At 40.5% G+C, this 18,363-nt stretch carries 15 protein-coding genes; 6 read left to right on the top strand and 9 right to left on the bottom strand.

Going from position 1 to position 18,363, the window contains the following annotated elements; translation table 11 throughout:
• Positions 1-41: 41 nt before the first annotated feature.
• Positions 42-1,070: a succinylglutamate desuccinylase gene (astE, locus tag EGC86_RS09735; RefSeq protein ID WP_123777398.1), complete on the bottom strand. Its 1,029-nt coding sequence runs from the start codon at positions 1,068-1,070 to the stop codon at positions 42-44.
• Between the two features lie 221 nt (positions 1,071-1,291).
• Between astE and msrA the strand changes: the two genes are divergently transcribed.
• The gene (msrA, locus tag EGC86_RS09730) at positions 1,292-1,771 is read left to right on the top strand and encodes a peptide-methionine (S)-S-oxide reductase MsrA (protein ID WP_123777397.1); all 480 of its coding nucleotides are present in this window, start codon (positions 1,292-1,294) and stop codon (positions 1,769-1,771) included.
• Between the two features lie 214 nt (positions 1,772-1,985).
• Here msrA and EGC86_RS09725 read toward each other — a convergent pair whose 3' ends face one another.
• From EGC86_RS09725 to EGC86_RS09710, 4 genes are all read right to left on the bottom strand, one after another.
• Complete coding sequence (locus tag EGC86_RS09725; protein WP_123777396.1) at positions 1,986-2,345, bottom strand: hypothetical protein; 360 nt, start codon at positions 2,343-2,345, stop codon at positions 1,986-1,988.
• 142 nt (positions 2,346-2,487) lie between these two features.
• On the bottom strand, positions 2,488-2,847 hold the full coding sequence (locus EGC86_RS09720; protein ID WP_123777395.1) for a hypothetical protein: 360 nt from the start codon (positions 2,845-2,847) through the stop codon (positions 2,488-2,490).
• Positions 2,848-2,858: 11 nt separating this feature from the next.
• Positions 2,859-3,413: a hypothetical protein gene (locus EGC86_RS09715; protein ID WP_123777394.1), complete on the bottom strand. Its 555-nt coding sequence runs from the start codon at positions 3,411-3,413 to the stop codon at positions 2,859-2,861.
• A gap of 42 nt (positions 3,414-3,455) precedes the next feature.
• On the bottom strand, positions 3,456-3,887 hold the full coding sequence (locus tag EGC86_RS09710; RefSeq protein ID WP_123777393.1) for a hypothetical protein: 432 nt from the start codon (positions 3,885-3,887) through the stop codon (positions 3,456-3,458).
• A 554-nt stretch (positions 3,888-4,441) separates the two neighbouring features.
• Between EGC86_RS09710 and trxB the strand changes: the two genes are divergently transcribed.
• Entirely contained in the window at positions 4,442-5,395 is a 954-nt protein-coding gene (trxB, locus tag EGC86_RS09705; RefSeq protein WP_123777392.1) for a thioredoxin-disulfide reductase, read from the top strand.
• Positions 5,396-5,459: 64 nt separating this feature from the next.
• Here trxB and EGC86_RS09700 read toward each other — a convergent pair whose 3' ends face one another.
• The gene (locus tag EGC86_RS09700; RefSeq protein ID WP_123777391.1) at positions 5,460-6,020 is read right to left on the bottom strand and encodes a GNAT family N-acetyltransferase; all 561 of its coding nucleotides are present in this window, start codon (positions 6,018-6,020) and stop codon (positions 5,460-5,462) included.
• A 180-nt stretch (positions 6,021-6,200) separates the two neighbouring features.
• On the opposite strand from EGC86_RS09700, the gene EGC86_RS09695 reads away from it, so the two are divergent.
• From EGC86_RS09695 to EGC86_RS09685, 3 genes are all read left to right on the top strand, one after another.
• On the top strand, positions 6,201-7,388 hold the full coding sequence (locus EGC86_RS09695; RefSeq protein WP_011637391.1) for an efflux RND transporter periplasmic adaptor subunit: 1,188 nt from the start codon (positions 6,201-6,203) through the stop codon (positions 7,386-7,388).
• 5 nt (positions 7,389-7,393) lie between these two features.
• Positions 7,394-10,579: an efflux RND transporter permease subunit gene (locus EGC86_RS09690; RefSeq protein WP_011637390.1), complete on the top strand. Its 3,186-nt coding sequence runs from the start codon at positions 7,394-7,396 to the stop codon at positions 10,577-10,579.
• Between the two features lie 275 nt (positions 10,580-10,854).
• Complete coding sequence (locus tag EGC86_RS09685; RefSeq protein WP_011637389.1) at positions 10,855-13,557, top strand: bifunctional acetate--CoA ligase family protein/GNAT family N-acetyltransferase; 2,703 nt, start codon at positions 10,855-10,857, stop codon at positions 13,555-13,557.
• A gap of 164 nt (positions 13,558-13,721) precedes the next feature.
• On the opposite strand, the gene EGC86_RS09680 is transcribed toward EGC86_RS09685, so the two are convergent.
• The gene (locus EGC86_RS09680) at positions 13,722-14,744 is read right to left on the bottom strand and encodes a GGDEF domain-containing protein (RefSeq protein WP_011637388.1); all 1,023 of its coding nucleotides are present in this window, start codon (positions 14,742-14,744) and stop codon (positions 13,722-13,724) included.
• A 410-nt stretch (positions 14,745-15,154) separates the two neighbouring features.
• Here EGC86_RS09680 and eco point away from each other — a divergent pair, with 410 nt between their 5' ends.
• Positions 15,155-15,721, top strand: coding sequence for a serine protease inhibitor ecotin (gene eco / locus EGC86_RS09675; protein ID WP_102036751.1), 567 nt, complete (start codon positions 15,155-15,157; stop codon positions 15,719-15,721).
• 315 nt (positions 15,722-16,036) lie between these two features.
• Here the strand turns inward: eco and EGC86_RS09670 are convergent, their stop codons facing one another.
• Both EGC86_RS09670 and EGC86_RS09665 read right to left on the bottom strand, forming a co-directional pair.
• Entirely contained in the window at positions 16,037-16,312 is a 276-nt protein-coding gene (locus EGC86_RS09670) for a hypothetical protein (protein ID WP_011637386.1), read from the bottom strand.
• The gene (locus EGC86_RS09665; protein WP_123777390.1) at positions 16,309-18,318 is read right to left on the bottom strand and encodes a RecQ family ATP-dependent DNA helicase; all 2,010 of its coding nucleotides are present in this window, start codon (positions 18,316-18,318) and stop codon (positions 16,309-16,311) included. Before EGC86_RS09665 ends, EGC86_RS09670 begins: the two co-directional genes overlap by 4 nt.
• Positions 18,319-18,363: the final 45 nt, after the last annotated feature.

Raw genomic sequence — 18,363 nt, 5'->3', positions numbered from 1 at the left:
CGCATTTTACTCACGATTGACATGTATATATTGCTTTACGACTATAAAATTGACTCGTTTGGTGCAGGTACTAAACATAGCACTGTACGTTGCCCAATGGGCACATTTGCATTGGGAAATACGATGGCTTCTTGTGGGTATTCAACAATGATGGCATTACCGCCTTCTGTCGCTAATACCTCGCCCTGACTAAAGGCACTGAAGTTTTCTGCATCGCCTGCAAAGCTAAATTCAAAATCATCAAAGTGCTTGTTAATAGAGCGCGATACCTTATACAAGTTGACCTTGCTAGGGTCGAACTCAACAGGTGCTAACTTAGTTTCAGTAATCAACTTTTCAAGCATAGTATGAGTTTGTGCAAAACGACTCATGTCATTTTGGCCAAATGGCATCACTTTGCCTAATTCCACTGTAAAAGCATCTGCTTGGAATTGCTCTGACGAATAATAACTAAACGTTGTTGTTGGTTCGTGGTGAAACAACATAGTATCAACGCCACATGCCGCCAAAAACATAATTTGTTCACCGCTGAAAGCACGGCCTGGGCGGTATGGGTAAATGGCAAACTTTTCATGCTTTGAGGCACGGATAGCAGTATGTAAGTCGTAATGAATACGTTGGTTGTCGCTATTAGCATTGAAAAAATCAGCCACGTATTGCTCTAATGCTTTGGCACGGTGACGCTCTGGATGGCTTAAGCCCTCGCCTTTAGAATGCGCGCCACTAAAAAGACGATTCATGTTTTCATCAATAAAACGGGTTTTATTGATGATCGCTGCCGGATTACCAATTAAAAACATCACCCGCTGCTTGGCTACAATGCGTTGAGTCAGCAAATCTTTAATGAGTTGATTACAGATTTCAATCGGTGCAGTTTCATTACCGTGCACAGCACAAGACAGCACGATGTCTTTGGTGGCATTAGCCGGCGTAAATACAATCACTCCCGTATCCCACACATCTACGCGAGTATGATCTGCCAACATAAAATCATATGCCGCAGGTAATTGATTTGGATTGGCTAAGGTATAGGCTAAAAAATCGCGGTTTATCATCAGGTCAGATAACACTATCAACTCCTTGTCTCATTATTATATGGCGTAGTTAACTTTGACGTAAAACGATGTTAACTATTACTGCCTATTGTGGCGGATTCTATCATAGCCAAACGCTATTTTATTGGTGGCATAACTTAGATTTATTTATTAATAAAAGTTTGCTTGCAAATATTGTCGATATTCAACACAATTACAGCCATCTAGACTTCTATAATTTGTTTTAAGGGTTTGTCATGGCGTTAGCAACATTTGGTGCAGGCTGTTTTTGGGGTGTTGAATATTTTTTCCGTGAAATTAACGGCGTCATTAACGCAACGTGTGGCTACATGGGTGGCAAAGACAGTGCGACGACATATAAAGAAGTGAAGACGGGTTCCACTGGTCATGCAGAAGTGGTGCAAGTTGAGTTTGATCCAGAAGTCGTCAGTTACAACGAATTGTTGGACACTTTTTGGAAAAACCACAACCCAACCATGCTGAATATGCAGGGCGGCGACATTGGCACACAATATCGCAGTACGATTTTTTTCCACGATAAAGAGCAAAAAGCCCAAGCTGAAAGCTCTAAACTGGCGTTAGCACGCAGTGGTAAATGGGGGCAGCGTCATATTGTGACTGAAATTGTACCGATACAAACATTCCACATTGCCGAAGAATACCATCAGAATTATTTAGAAAAAAATAATTTACCAACTTGTCATTTGGTTTACTAATTGGATTGAGATAAATAGTACTTTTCTTATTACGTGATCAACCAAAATCACTGAGATTTTTGAGTTTACGACACATTGTTGAAATAAGAGAGATGTCCTTATTTCAACAATGAAACAAAAACACCCTATTTGACCAACAGCAGAGGATAGATTTTTTTGTTAGCTTGTACTTAATATTACTCATCGATGTAAAATCAATCACCCAGTAACACTATTAACTCTTATGGATATATAGATAGTAAATAATTAATCCAAGAGTAAAAATACTTACCGAAGAAATAATATAGAACCACGCAAGTTTTTTGTCTTTGCTTCGACTAAAGCGCTTTGTCGCTTCAATATTAACAAGAGAAGCATGACGTTTGAGGTTGGGCCAAGCTATAATCCCAGCGTAAGCAACCATTCGTGCACCAATACCTTTATCCCAAGCAGGGGGCTCTATCCCTTCTTTCAACATTTCTTGCTCAAGATGTTTAATAGTAATGCGGCCAAATAAAAATATGGCAGTACCCCATATAAGCAATACAATAAAAAACACTACCGCCATCAAGCTTTCAGTGGATAACTCTTCCATAAATCCCTCGCTATAGGCTATTTAACCAGTCACCTAAATTAAAGGCTTTATTAGCTCCGAATATCTCAATCCCATTACCGGCCTTAGTCACCACAATACCGATTGTTATCGTCGTATCTAAATATTAACGCAACCAATTTTGCTAGCTATCAGGGCCGTATAGATAAGCAACAGTAAACATAAGAGTAAAAAACACGACACTAGAGATCTGTACAAATACAGCCAAATACCAGTCGACTTTTCGACTAAAGCGCTTTGTAGCTTCTATGTCAACAATAGAAGCATGCCTTTTAGCGTTAGGGCGCATGATAATACTCGCATAAGCGGGGTATCTCATACCTATGCCTTTATCCCATTCTGCTGGTAATATGTCCTCTTTTGCCATTTCGCGCTCAATATGCTTAACGGTAATTCGGCCAAACAAAAGTACAGAAATACTCCACATACAGAAGGTAATAAAAAAAAATATACTCATCCAGTCTTCAGTTGATAGTTCTGACATGAATACCTCCTTTACAGGCTATTAAGCCAATCTCCGATATTATAGGCTTTATTGGCAGCCCATTTCCCAGCAATATCTCCACCTTTAGCCGCTACAACTCCAACCGTTATGGCAGTACCGATAATAATGACCCATCCAACAGGCGTAGCTAGCATAGCAACACCTAGGCCAGCTGCTACGACTTGACCTCCCCCCCATAAACCTGCCGCAGTACTCAAACCAAAACCGGCAGTTTCAACTGCTGCTCTTTTTTGCCAATTAGCTCCAGCTAAATAATCAACATGTACATTGCCCACACGAATCCCAGCATCAAGCACAATTAATCCTTTACCGAGAACATTAGCTCCCATTTCAAAAGCACGTAAATTTTGAAAATCGACTGTAGAGGTAAATTGAATCGGTTTTATGGACCTACCGCTTTTTGCTTTATTGATACCTCGATCAGCATTACTGTAAACAGTACCTCTTTTGCTTTTGACCCGACCAATGTATTTATTGATTTCTGCTTGGAACTTTTGATTAAAGTCTTTCCCTAGTTCCCTTGCGTTTTGTTCTAACATCATCATTTGGGCTTTAGGATATTTTGCTTGTGCGCCAATTCTTACTTTCTATAATGCATCTTGAAGTTTATTCGCGGCTTTAGCAAAGTTACTTAATCTTGTATCTAAGGCAGTTGATGCTGCGCCTATGGCTCCTATGCTTTCATTGCGCAGCATGGGTGCTAACTCTGCTTGATAAAAATCAGCGAGTGCTTGTAGGTTTTCGCCTCCAAACATATCATCCATCAAAGCGATATTTCGTTTTGCTTGTTGTGGTAAAGATTGTATTTGATTAAGCGTGCAGACTAATTCAGGTCTTTCTTGGCGCCAATTAGTACCATTAGTGTTGCCACTACGCATAATGAAAGGGGTGCCAGCAGAAACAAAAGCACCATTAATATGTGGATTGTCTTGTTGAAACGTGGCAAAGACTTGTTCGTTATTTGGGTTAACTGGGTAGGTATTACTTTTGCTATAGCATAGCTCTATATTATTTGGCATCGTTTAGTCCTTTAAAAAAATCAATCCTACTGAAGCTGCTATGAATCATTTGAGCTTCAGTCAATGAGCGATGAATATATTATCATTAAAAAAAAATGATGTATAATTGTTAAACTAATATATGGCGTTAGCTATGAGCGATGATGTTTCATTGGAATAAATGTTTTTTCTCTGTTCCAAGGTGTGCTTTCAGAACTGCAATATTTTAATCGCCATTTTATAAATGATCATTTTCTGCACAGTCATTCTAATTTGTTCACGATAAAAAGCCTCTTACTATCATTTATATCCTTCATTACTCATTTGGTATATTTTAACGTTGAGGTTACTTTTACCTGTGCAGGTCATAATGATTAACCATTATATTAACAAAAAATCAACAAGCGCTAACTGGTTTTGATTTGTTTCAGGTAACGTCACTCACCTGAAACGGAATATTTACACAATAGATAACCCCAATCGATTTCCTACACTCAACTTCACTTTACCCGCAGCGGTAAATTCCATACAATCCCATGTAAATTGCTTAAGGCATGTTATCGGAGAACAAAATCATGAGTGAAGCTCGTCACGTTAACCTACTAATTTTAGGTTCTGGCCCTGCCGGCTATACCGCTGCTGTTTATGCTGCGCGTGCAAATTTAAATCCTGTGATGATCACAGGCATGCAGCAAGGTGGTCAATTAACCACTACTACTGAAGTGGAAAACTGGCCAGGCGATGCTGAAGACTTAACCGGTCCAGCATTAATGGAGCGCATGCAAAAACACGCTGAAAAGTTTGATACCGAAATTATTTTCGATCATATCAATGAAGTGACCCTAACTGAGCGCCCTTTCCGTTTAAAAGGCGACAATGGCGAATTTACCTGTGATGCATTAATTATTGCCACTGGTGCATCTGCTAAATACTTAGGTCTTCCATCTGAAGAAGCATTTATGGGCCGCGGTGTTTCTGCCTGCGCTACATGTGACGGTTTCTTTTATCGTAACCAAAAAGTTGCGGTGATTGGTGGTGGTAATACTGCTGTTGAAGAAGCACTTTACTTAAGTAATATTGCATCTGAAGTTCACTTAATTCACCGTCGTGACAGCTTCCGTTCAGAAAAGATTTTGATTAACCGCTTAATGGACAAAGTCGCTAACGGTAATATCATTTTACATCTTGACCAAACACTTGAAGAAGTCACTGGTAACGATATGGGTGTGACGGGTCTTAAAAAGAAAAGCACTAAAGATGGTTCAGTGACAGATTTAGAAGTCGCTGGTGTATTTGTTGCTATCGGTCACAGCCCTAATACTGGTATTTTTGCTGGTCAATTAGAAATGAATCACGGTTACTTACAAGTAAACAGTGGTTTACAAGGCAATGCTACACAAACTAGCATCGAAGGTGTTTATGCTTGTGGCGACGTAATGGATCAACATTACCGTCAAGCAATCACTTCAGCCGGTACAGGTTGTATGGCAGCACTTGATGCTGAGCGTTATTTAGACGCAAAAAAGTAATCGACTGGATGTAATACAACAAAAGAGCAGCTCAGGCTGCTCTTTTTTATTGCCTTAAAAAACATTACACCGCTTTTTGATAAAACACTGCTTCAGTATCGCCTAAAGGATCGCGGTGAATACTTTTATGTTGAAACGTCATACCGAGTTTTTTCATAATCGCAATTGAGGCAAGATTGTCCTCTACAGCAACGGCACTCACATGAGTCACGCCATCAGGCTCACTGACTGTATCCATAACCGCTTTGGCAGCTTCTGTAGCATAGCCCTTACCCCAACAAATATGCTTAAAACGCCAACCTAATTCCAAGTTATGTGGTTGTGCTTGGGTGAAAAAGTACATTGGTCTGACTAATACCCAGCCTAAATACTCGCCGCTTAACCCGTGTTGATCATTGGCGTCACAATCGAGCGCATGGACTTTCCATAATCCCCAACCTTTTGACGGATTTAAATATTGAGCCAATCTTGGCAACATGATCGTATCTATCTGATGCTGAGTGGTTTTATTGCCACCATTAAGAAAGTGCATGACTCGTTCATCTTGGTCTAGTTCAAATAATAGTGCGCTGTCATTAAGGGTCATTAATGACAACTGTAATCTAGAGGTGTTTTCAATCTGCACAATATCAGTTCCCTAAAGGTTTTTTTGTCATGAGTTCACATGCTAGTAGTTGACACACAAGTTTACACAATGAAACAACAAACACTAAACATATCGATTAACATATACAGTAGAAAAAAAACTATTGGCGGTATGAAATGAACTTACTGCAAAAATATCGGATTATAAAAAGGAAGCATTGTGGCTACTAAAAAACAAATAATATTACCCATCATAGTATTAGGTATTGGAATAGCCGGTTTAGTTGGAATTGCTGCACTAAAAAAACCGCCTGAAGAAAAGCCTGCAGTTGATACCACCCCATTAGTGTCGGTTGAAGCACTTGAATATAAACCGATGACCTTCTCAGTCAGTTCATACGGTGTTGTCGCGGCAAAATACGACACCGAACTCGTCGCACAAGTCAGCGGTGAAATTATTTATTTAGCCGATAAATTCGTCAAGGGTGGCTTTGTTAAAAAAGGTGATGTTTTAGCTAAAATTGATCCCAGTGACTATGAAGCAGGTTTATTAGATGCTCAAGCAAACATAGCCTCATCTAAAGCCAACATGGTGCAAGAACGAGCCAATGCGGAAGTCGCCTTACGAGAATGGGCCGAGATAACCAGCAGTAAGCCAACCGATCTCAGTTTACGCAAGCCACAATTAGCACAAGAATTAGCCAAACTAAAAAGTGCTGAAGCGGGTTTATTACGTGCACAACGTGATTTAGAGCGTACGGTTATCCGCGCGCCGTATGATGCACTGATTTCCAGCCGTGAAATCGGTTTAGGTGCATACGTCACCACTGGCAGTAAAATTGGTCATGTTTACAATACTGATACAGCAGAAATCCGCTTACCGCTTGCCGATAAAGAAATGCAATATTTAGATCAAAAAGGCACTCATGCTGAGGTACGATTAGTGGGTAACTTTGCTGGAAGCAAACAAGAGTGGATAGGAAAAATTGTTCGCAGTGAAGGCGTGGTCGACAGCAAAAGCCGCATGACATACCTGGTTGCCGAAATAGACGACCCATACGGACTCAATAGCGATAAAAATGAATTACGATTTGGCACCTATGTTACCGCCTATGTTGAAGGCAGTAATGCCGGTAATGTGGCCATTATTCCGCGTCATTTGATTGTAAATGGTTTAGTTGCCGTGATGGATAGCGACAAAACCTTACGTTATAAACCTGTTAACATTATTCGCCAAGAAGGCGCGAATGTAGTGATTTCCGAAGGTATTGAATCAGGCGTGCAAGTTATCACATCAGCGCTTGATTACCCGCTAGAAGGTATGCAACTCGCTTTGCCTGAAGATAAAATCTTACAAGATGAGTCAGTAGAAACAGAAAAAACTGAACTTGCGATGGAAGGTAAATAAACATCATGGACGATACTAACAAAGGAATTATCGCCTGGTTTGCCCGCAATAGCGTAGCAGCAAACTTGTTGATGATCATTATCATACTCGGTGGTCTGTTGACCGCCAATACAATCCGTAAGCAATTCTTCCCTGCTGTTGAAGTTAACTGGATTCAATTTAGCGCCGTTTACCCAGGTACTGCACCACAAGAAGTGGAAGAAGGCATTACCATTAAAATTGAACAAGCCTTAGAAAGTGTTCAAGGATTAAAAAGGGTTATTACCTATTCAAATCGTAATATAGCGCAGGGATATTTTCAGGTTGAAGACTCATATGATCCACAAGTCGTACTTGAAGAGGTTAAGTCTGAAATTGACTCCATTTCAACCTTTCCTGGTGGCATGGAGCCCCCTAAAGTTGAACGGATTAAATTTCGCCAAGAAGTAATGTATTTAAGCCTTTATGGTGACTTAAACCAAAAGCAACTCAAAGATTTAGGCGAGCGCATTAATGATGAAATCATGCAATTGCCTGGGGTCAACATTAGCGAATATTATAGCGGCTTAAGTTATGAAATCGGCATTGAAGTCAGTAAAGACCGTTTACGTGAGTTTGGGATAACATTTAACGATGTCGCTGAGGCCGTTCGTGGCTATTCACGCAATATGTCGGCTGGCCAAATCAAAGCAGAAAATGGTTACATCAATTTACGCGTTCAGAATCAAGCCTATGTGGGTTACGAGTTTGAACAACTGCCTTTACTAACATTAGATGATGGTACCAAGATTTTATTGGGTGATATTGCCAGCGTAAATGATGGCTTTGAAGAAGGCATTCAATACTCTAAATTTAATGGTAAAAATTCAGTTACCTTCTTCATTGGTGCGGGTAAAAACCAAAGTATTACCGATGTGGCAGATACCATTAATAGCTTTGTCGATAAACAGCAAAAAATATTACCACAAGGTGTAAAACTTGAACCTTGGGTAGACATGACCTACTACTTAGATGGCCGTTTACAACTGATGCTCGACAGCATGAAAAGTGGTGCGATATTAGTGTTTATCATGCTGGCTTTGTTCTTGCGTGTTCGATTGGCTTTTTGGGTGATGATGGGACTACCCGTGTGTTTCCTAGGCACACTATTGTTTATGCCAATGGCATTTTTTGATGTAACCATTAACGTTATCAGCTTGTTCGCCTTTATCTTAGTACTGGGGATAGTGGTCGATGATGCCATTGTGATGGGCGAAAGTGCCCACAGCGAATCAGAAGAACACGGCCAAAGTATTGACAGCGTTATTCGTGGGGTTAAAAAAGTCGCCATGCCAGCAACCTTTGGTGTATTGACCACGATAGCCGCTTTTCTACCAATAACCATGGACGATGGTCCATCATCTGCATTTGGGCAGGCTATTGGTTTTGTTGTTATTTTATGTTTATTATTTTCATTAATAGAATCTAAATTGATTTTGCCTGCGCATTTGGCGCACATGAAAAAGCCTACCATTGTTAAACCAGGTTCAAAAAATCCATTAGATTGGCTGCGTAACGGCGTTAATTTTGTTCAAGGTAAAATTGATCGCGGCTTAACGAAATTTATAAAGTCTGTCTATCGCCCTTCCCTTGAATTAGCGGTTGAGTATCGTTACGCGGTTATCATGTTGTTTATCAGCTTGATTTTGATCTGTGTTGGGCTTTATATGGGCGGTTTGGTTCGTTTTATCGGTCAACCAAAAATTCCACACGACTTTCCAAGAGTCACCGTTGAAATGAACGTTGATGCATCAGAAAAATCGACACTCGCGGCCGCACTGGCCATAGAGCAGACTTTATATGATGTTGATAAAAAGATTGAACAGCAATATGGCCAGAAAATGATTTCTGACATGCAAGTCGATCTTAAAGGGCAAACAACAGCAGAAGTGATGACTAAATTGGTAGACCCATCACTTAGACCAATGGATACCTTTGCTTTAGCAGACTTATGGCGTAAAGCAATGCCACAAATTCCAGGAGTTAAATCGTTTAGCATTCAAGACAGTTTAATGGGCGGAGGTCGTGAAGATGGCGACATTAGCTTTAGGCTTGAAGGTAAAGATGAAAGCCAGTTAGTGGCAGCGTCATTAGCCCTAAAAGCCAAACTGAATTCACTTAAAGGCGTCAGTGACGTAAACGACAGCCGTCAATCAAGTGCCAAAGAAGTGCAGTTTCAGTTAAAGCCGTTGGCCAATGCATTGGGTTTAACCTTAGCCAATATCGCCTCACAGGTGGGCAACAGCTTTTACGGTCTTGAAGCACAACGTATTATTCGTAATGGTGAAGAAATAAAAGTGATGCTTCGCTACCCTGAAGAGCAACGTAATTCAATCGCATTGGTACAAGATGTGATGATTAACACCCCACAAGGTGCAGAATTACCGCTATCTGAAGTGGCTGAAATAATGGTGGTTCAAGGCGTTAACAGTATCCGCCGCGAAAATGGTAACCGTACCATTAACGTGTGGGCCAATGTAGATGCAGATCAAACTGAACCGTTTAAGTTAGCTAAAGATATCCGTGATAACTTTATGCCTGAGTTATTGATTAAGTATCCGCGGGTACACAGTGAAGTGTCTGGTAGTATTCAAGAGCAATTAGACAGCGCAGATACACAAATGCGTGACTTTATCTTATCGTTATTGCTGATTTATAGCTTGTTAGCTATTCCACTACGCTCATATATTCAGCCTGTGATGATCATGTCTGTGATCCCGTTTGGGGTTATTGGTTCCGTAATGGGCCACATCATTTTAGGTATCGATTTAAGTGTACTTTCGATGTTCGGTATTATTGCCGCGGCTGGTGTTGTGGTGAATGACTCGTTGGTGATGGTGGATTATGTCAATAACTCCCGCAAAGCGGGTGTGCCGATGAAACAAGCCGTTCTCAATGCAGGTTGCCGTCGCTTTAGGGCTATCATGCTAACGTCATTAACAACATTCATGGGTTTAGTGCCGATTATGGCTGAGACCAGTATGCAAGCTCAAATGGTGATCCCAATGGCGGTTTCATTAGCGTTCGGAGTATTATTTGCGACTGTGGTAACTTTATGTCTTATTCCATGTTTATATATTGCAATTGAAGACGGTAAAGCATTGATCCGCAAGGTCATCAATATTTACGTCCCTGCTCCTTCGTCTGCGATACCAGCAACCGAACAGCATTAAATGCAATTATAACTACAATAACAATAACAATAACAAAGGGCCTAAATGGCCCTTTTTTATTGCATTTTTTATGTTCGAGACAACACTTATAAATCGACTCTATCGATGGTTTTTTATGATGTGATAATCGATGTTCAAAGATTAAGTGAGTAATTGGTTTTATTCACAAAATAGTCCGTCCGTTAAAATAATCTCTTTATCGTTATTCGATAAAATAATATGCTAATCTAGCGCTAACTACCTTGTTTATTGCCAGTCAGCTAAGGTCACACTTTATGAGTCAACGCAGTATTAATGCACTCTTTAAACCCACTTCTGTGGCAGTCATTGGCGCATCTAACGGCAATAAACGCGCAGGTAAAGCAGTGATGAAAAACCTGCTATCAGGCGGTTTTTCTGGTCCAATAATGCCTGTGACACCCAAATACACCGCAGTAATGGGCGTATTGGCTTACCCCAATATTGAAGCATTACCGATCAAACCTGATTTAGCTATAATTTGTACCAACGCCCTGAAAGTGCCCAGTATTGTTGAACGTTTGGCTCAATTTGGCTGCAAAGTTGCGATTATTATGGCTTCTGGCATGGCATCGCAAACTGACGAGCAAGGTAATAATTTACTGGAACTCACCAAACAGTATGCGAAACGATACGGTATGCGTTTATTAGGCCCCAATAGTTTAGGAATGATTTTACCGCCTATAGGGCTCAATGCCAGTTTAGCGCACGCAGGAGCCAACGTCGGAAAAATTGCATTTGTGTCGCAATCGGCTGCTATTTGCACCACAGTCCTCGATTGGGCCAACAATAAAGGTATTGGCTTTTCGTCGTTTATTTCACTCGGCGATGCCACCGATATCGACTTTGACGAATTACTCGATTATTTGGGCCGCGACAGTAAAACCAGCGCTATCATGCTGTATATCGATTCCATTAACGAAAAACGTCACTTTTTATCAGCCGCCCGCGCTGCCTCACGCAATAAACCCATCTTTGTGATTAAATCAGGGCGCAGCCGTGAAGGAGTACAAGCTGCAATGCTCCATACTGGTGGTATTGGCGGTAACGATGCCGTTTATGAAGCCGCTTTTAGACGTGCCGGTATGTTAAGAGTAAACGATTTAATTGAATTATTTGCTGCAGTAGAAAGCCTTGCTCATTCAACCCCATTAAAAGGTGAACGATTAGTTATTATGAGTAATGGCGGCGGCCCTGCAGTCTTGGCTGCGGATGAGTTGATTATTAAAGGTGGCAAACTGGCACAATTGTCAGAAAAAACCGTGACAGAACTGAATGCTATTTTACCCAGTACATGGTCACGACAAAATCCTATCGACATGATTGGCGATTCAGACAGCCAACGCTACGCAGATACATTAAAAGTGCTCATGAGCAGTAACGATACTGACACTATTTTGGTGCTACATTCGCCATCGATATTAGGTGAAAGTGTTGAAATCGCTAATAGTATTATCGACACTATCAATCAACACCCTAATCGTAATCGAATCAATATGCTCACCAATTGGAGCGGTGAAGACTCAGCTTATTTGGCCCGTAAACGATTTACCAAAGCAGGCATTCCGACCTATCGAACCCCTGAGGGTGCCGTGAGAGCATTTATGCACATGGTCGAATATCGTCGTAACCAAAAGTTACTCCAAGAAGTACCGCAGTCAATACCCGATAATATTCCGACTGACAGCAAAGCTGCACGGCTATTGCTGCAACGCGCCTTGGATAATGGTCAAACAGTGGTTGAAACACATCAAGCTGTGGATATTTTGCGGGCTTACGGACTCAACACCATTGAAACCCGCTTTGTAAAAGATGTTGATGAAGCGGTTAATGTCGCCAACCAAGTGGGTTATCCTGTAGCGTTAAAAGTGCAATCACCAGACCTACTCTATAAATCAGATGTGCACGGCGTAGTGTTAAATTTAGCTTCTGATGAAGATGTTAGTCACGCCGCGCACTCTATTATTGACAGGGTTCATCAAATTAACCCTTCGGCCAAAATTGATGGATTAATTATTCAAAAAATGGCGTTAACCGCAGGTGCTCAAGAGATTAGAGTATCGGTAATTAATGACCCAGTATTTGGTCCAGCAATCTGTTTAGGTGAAGGTGGATCTGAATGGGACCCAACACGCGATGCCGCGGTTGCACTGCCACCATTAAACATGGCACTGGCTCGCTATATGGTGATTCAAGCACTTAAAACCCATAAGTTGCGAGACCGTCATTTGCCACTTGGTCTCGACATGAATGCTTTATGCGTGATGCTGACTCAAATATCTCACTTAATTATTGATTGTCCTGAAATTGCCGAAGTAGACATTAATCCTGTGTTGGCCGCGGGGGAAATAATCACCTTATTAGACGTCAATATGCGTCTTCATGCCACCCCGCAAGACAACATTAACCGTCTGGCCATTTTGCCCTACCCAAAAGAATTAGAACAAACTACCACGCTGAAAAATGGACTCGAGATAATGTTGCGTCCCATCTTGCCAGAAGATGAACCTAAGCACTTAGATTTTGATAATTCATTAAGTGATGAAGACAGATACAAGCGCTATTTTGGGGTGCGCTCACGAATGACCCATGAAGAAATGGCAGTATTAACGCAAATTGATTATTCGCGTGAGATGGCGTTTATTGCGACGACAATGACAGAAGATGGTGAAGAGCTAACGTTAGGGGCTGTGAGAGCGTCTATCGACCCTGATAATACCGAAGCTGAATTTGCTATGGCTGTTCGCAGTAATTATCAAGGGATTGGCTTAGGCAAATTATTACTGGAAAAACTGATTGCTTACTATAAAACCAACAATACACTGTATTTAACGGGCTTTACCATGTTTGAAAACCGCAGTATGGCCAACCTCGCCAAGTCACTTGGGTTTACCGTATCATTTGATATGGAAGAACATTTGATAAAGATGCACATGGATTTACAACCAAAAGCGCAATAACATTTTGGTTGTATTAAATGTAATCAACTGCAGGTAAAAATAAGCCCACATGACTCAACATATAAAAGTTGATTCATTGTGGGTTTAACGGTGTTAAATCAAACCTTGGTATCAGCGAATAAGCAAAACAAATGCTAATAACACAGTACAACCACTGCGAGTGATTAACCAAACTTGACGCAATTTTTACCAGCGGCTTTGGCAATATAAAGTTGTTCGTCAGCACGCGATAATAAGGTATCTACATCATCACCCGTTTGAATAGTGGCCACACCAATAGAAACGGTAATATGGCCCAGGTTCTGTTTCTTTTCCTTACCTATAGAAAGCTGTTTTAATGCAATTCTTTCACGTATTTTTTCAGCCACATTAACGGCATCAATAAGCTTGGCATTGGGCAACATTACCACAAACTCTTCACCACCATAGCGGGCAACCAAATCATCGCCTTTAACGGTATGCTTCATGGCTAAAGCCACATAAGCCAACACTTTATCACCAATTAAGTGTCCAAAAGTATCATTAAACATCTTGAAATTATCGATGTCTATCATCAACAAACTGCATACTGTTTGAGTGTCGACAAACTTGGTCATCTGCTCCGCGGCAAACAATTCATAGGAGCGGCGGTTTTTTAACGATGTGAGTTCATCCGTCATAGCCACTTTACTCAAATTTTCCATTTCGTCTTTAAGGTTGGCAATTTCATCCGATAATGATTCAAGACTTGCAGACATTTGATGATTATTAGCAATGACTTGGTCAACTTCGGCGATGATAGAGCCAACAATAAGATTAAGTTCATCAGTATTAGGATTTGTTTGTAGCTTTTCACCAAATTCATTGAGGTTAGTTGAAAATGATTCAGTGCCAACATTTAACTGCTCAATCTTATTTAGTAAGCTGTTAATCAGGATTTGAGTTTCGATTTGTACGTTCTCAATAACTTCTGGTGATTGCTCTTCAATAAATCGATTGTATAAGCCTAAATTAACTTCGGGAGTAAATTGAACACCATTAGCAATTAAACCGTCAATTGCGCGTTTTAAATTAAGGTTCCTCTCAGCAAAATAATCAAACCAAATAGCATAGTTTTCTGGCGTAACAGGAATCGATAAGGTCGCCATTTTAGGTAAAGCTAAATGCAGTATATGCGAGGTTTGTTCTAGATTTTGGGTATTATGCATCGAAGACGATACCTTATTAATAAATACAATGTGTCAAAGGTTATCAGTATGTTATGTCATACTTATGAACTAAACTCAATTATTGATGTTTCTGTTGCACAATAAACTAGCGTAAATAAAATATATTCATTTAACCCTTTCCATATCAAGCATCGTTTACACTAAACAAACCACGCTTATTATGGGATAAAGAGGGATAATCTAAATTCAAACTGAATGAGTTGATATCAAACCTGCCATGACTTTTATTAACAGTGCAATTGGTATGTTAAAAGACCATTTACTCTCTTGTTTGGAGATAAATTGACAGTAAGTACACATTAAAAATCAATTACCTTTTGAGCTGGTAACCACAAATACAATGCTATTTTATAGAGGTAGCGTTACATGCATTTTTATAAGGACAGAATATGAAACCTCTCAGTGTTACTGATACCATAAAAATCGCGATGACGGTTACTGTCATCTTTGCTAGTGTTATCTCATTTGGAACCAGAGCAACCAGTCCCGTTGACAATAATTATCTGAACACCCTAAAAATCAATAGTACGGTTATGGATGTCATTCAATATAAGCCGCAAGAAGCCAGTAAAATGTATCCTGCCCCCACAGAGGGAATGGTCCAACATGTATTGACCCTACCAGCACTAAATGATGAGCAAGATTACATGCTTGAAGTGCAAATAGGCCAAAATAAAATTGTCGATTGTAATAAGACTAAACTCATCGGTGAAATTGACAAAATATCACTAGCTGGTTGGGGATATGTCTATTACCAAGTAGATAAGGTGATGCAAGGTCCGACAACCAAAATGATGTGCACTAACGCCAAATCAGCTGAGTTTATTGTGCTTAATGAAGCCATGACGTTACGCTATGACAGCCGTCAACCAAAAGTGTTCTATTTGCCAGAAGGCACCGAATTACGCTATAGAGTGTGGAAAACAGTGAGCGAATTTGAGTTTAGTGGCCAGTAGCATTAGGACCCACAGGGCTTGTACTTATGCTTGGGATAGCTTGCTAATTCGTTGAAATTTTTTGGCTATTTCATTTGAGTTAGTTGACCCCTATCTAACGGCCAATGTGGGAGGCTGCGGCAAGAGTAATGCCAGTGAGTAGTGTAGATTGACACTCAACGAGTGCAATGGCTAAGCGGCGGTATTGCCTTGGTTGGAAAAGGTGATATGAAAATGGCTCATCAATAATTGGATAACATTGGGAAACGTTAAAATGATCCACTATTAACACTCAGCACACCGAGACACTCGTGTGCTGAGCTTAATCAACTCGATTTAGTAACGGCGAACCCTGACCACTTGCATTATTTCAATTTCAAATCCGCCCACGACTTCTTTTGCCGGGTAGTAAATCAAATTGACTTTATGGTCTAACAAACTCTTGAAACGTTGAGGTCGCTTGTATTTAAATGGCACATCGCAATCTTTAATCATTAACGTTTGAACCACCCACTCTCCAACTTGCCGTTGAATATGGGACACCACCGTCACGCCTTCACTTTGTATTAACTCACCGTGTCGCTCTAACAGTATTTTAGGAACCGGTTTCATGAATTTACCTTCTTAACAGTATCCAGAATATCTTGATATCGATAAGCACTAAAACGTCCAAAGCCATCTAATTGTTTAACTTTCAAACGACTAAACATTGGCATTATCATACCAGCAAGAAATTTGGCCTGCGTAGCAATGGTTGGAGTGGGTAACGATTTTGCTCGAGCCACTAACATTAACGGTTCGAGCAATGTTGTCACTGTGGCCGAGTCTGGTAACGGAGCCACAGCCTGTTTGGATAAGACGGCAATTTGCCCACGACAAACGCTGCAGTGGCCACATTCTTGTGGCACCGAGTGGTCATCAAAATAGTGAGCTAAATTTGCACTTAAACAACGATCAAGTTCAAAAAAATCGACTAGCTTACCAATCCGCACAATCTCTTTATGTTCATTCTCACTAAAATATTGACTGAGTTGCTGGGTCAATTGTTGTAATTGCTGCGGTGTCGCTAATGCCTGCTGTTGTACATCATACACTTGAGTGATTTTTTTTGTCTCAAGAATTATCAAATTCTGTTCAGCTAAATAGTCTAATGCCGCAACAACTCGTTGTCGTTCACAACCATGTTGTTGATATAAACTGTCAAAATCCAGTTGCCCCCACACCTTTTTAAACTGTGTATGGGCAAATACCTGACTCAAGAATTGCTGGCGCTGATCGTTAAATCGACTCAGGATGGCTTGCTGGTCTTCCACAAACCGATATTTAAATTCAGCAAAATAAGCATAGCTTGGACGGATCACGCCTAATAGTTCTAACTGCACAAATAACGTTTTCAAAGGCAATGAACGAATGTTACATGCTGTAGATAATGGCGTTTCTTGTACCTCCCAGCGACCATTTTCGGTTTCAGATGCAATAATGCTTAATAATTGACCTATATTATCTGCTTCTGGCGTATCGCCGTAAACAAAATTTTCAACAGTATTTAATCCATCTAAATTTGCTAACGTCACACAATGAGCTAGCAAACCATCACGCCCTGCTCGACCGATTTCTTGGCTGTAATTTTCAATCGACTTTGGTAAATCAAAATGGATAACAAATCGAATATCTGATTTATCAATGCCCATACCAAAAGCAATCGTCGCCACAATCACTTGAATGTGATTCTGCATAAATTGTTGTTGAATATGTTGTCTAACCGTCTGCTCCATACCTGCATGGTACGCTGCAGCATTTATCCCCTGACGGATTAAGTGTGCAGCAACGTCCTCAGCGGTTTGTTGTAGAGTTACATACACTATGCCAGCACCAGTATAGTGTTTTACGGTAAGCGCGAGTTGAGTGAGCTTTTGTTGCTGATTAACCGCGACAACCGACAAATCTAAATTCGGGCGATAAAAACCGGTTTGTATTACCTGCTCCGCTAATAAACCAAAACGCTTGGCCATATCCAATTTTACTTGTTCAGTTGCCGTTGCGGTTAATAACAAACTTTGAGGGATTGAAAATTCTTGGCAATATTGTGGAATTTTTAAATAATCAGGCCTGAAATTGTGCCCCCATTCTGAAATACAATGCGCTTCATCAACCACCAGCAACGAAATCGGTACTGATTTAAGAAATTGCCTAAAACGTTCATTTTTAAAACGTTCAACTGATACCATCAAAATTCGCGTACGTTGATCTCGTACATCACGCATCACTTGTTGTGTTTGATCATAAGTTAAACTTGAATCAATACTGGCCGCGGCGATGCCTTTACTCGCTAAAAATGCCAGCTGATCTTTCATTAAAGCCAACAACGGCGAAATAACTAAGGTTAGATTGGGTAACTGTTGGGCACAAAACTGATAACACAAGGACTTACCTGAACCGGTAGGAAATATCGCTAATGCAGAATGACCTGCCAAAATGGTTTCAATAACCGCTTGTTGGCCTTCTCTGAACTCAGTAAAACCAAATTGTTGCTGTAACAATTGATATAGCGTCTGTTGATCGAAAAACTTTGAAGCGGCTTCAGAAGTTGCTGCGTCGCTATATGGTGAGGAAGTCATATAAAATCCTGTTGTTAACCCCAAACAACATAGGATTATACGATA

It is taken from the genome of Shewanella frigidimarina, assembly GCF_003797125.1.
In the GTDB taxonomy this organism is placed as follows: Bacteria; Pseudomonadota; Gammaproteobacteria; order Enterobacterales; family Shewanellaceae; genus Shewanella; species Shewanella frigidimarina.
This window is presented reverse-complemented; position numbering and strand designations above follow the sequence as displayed.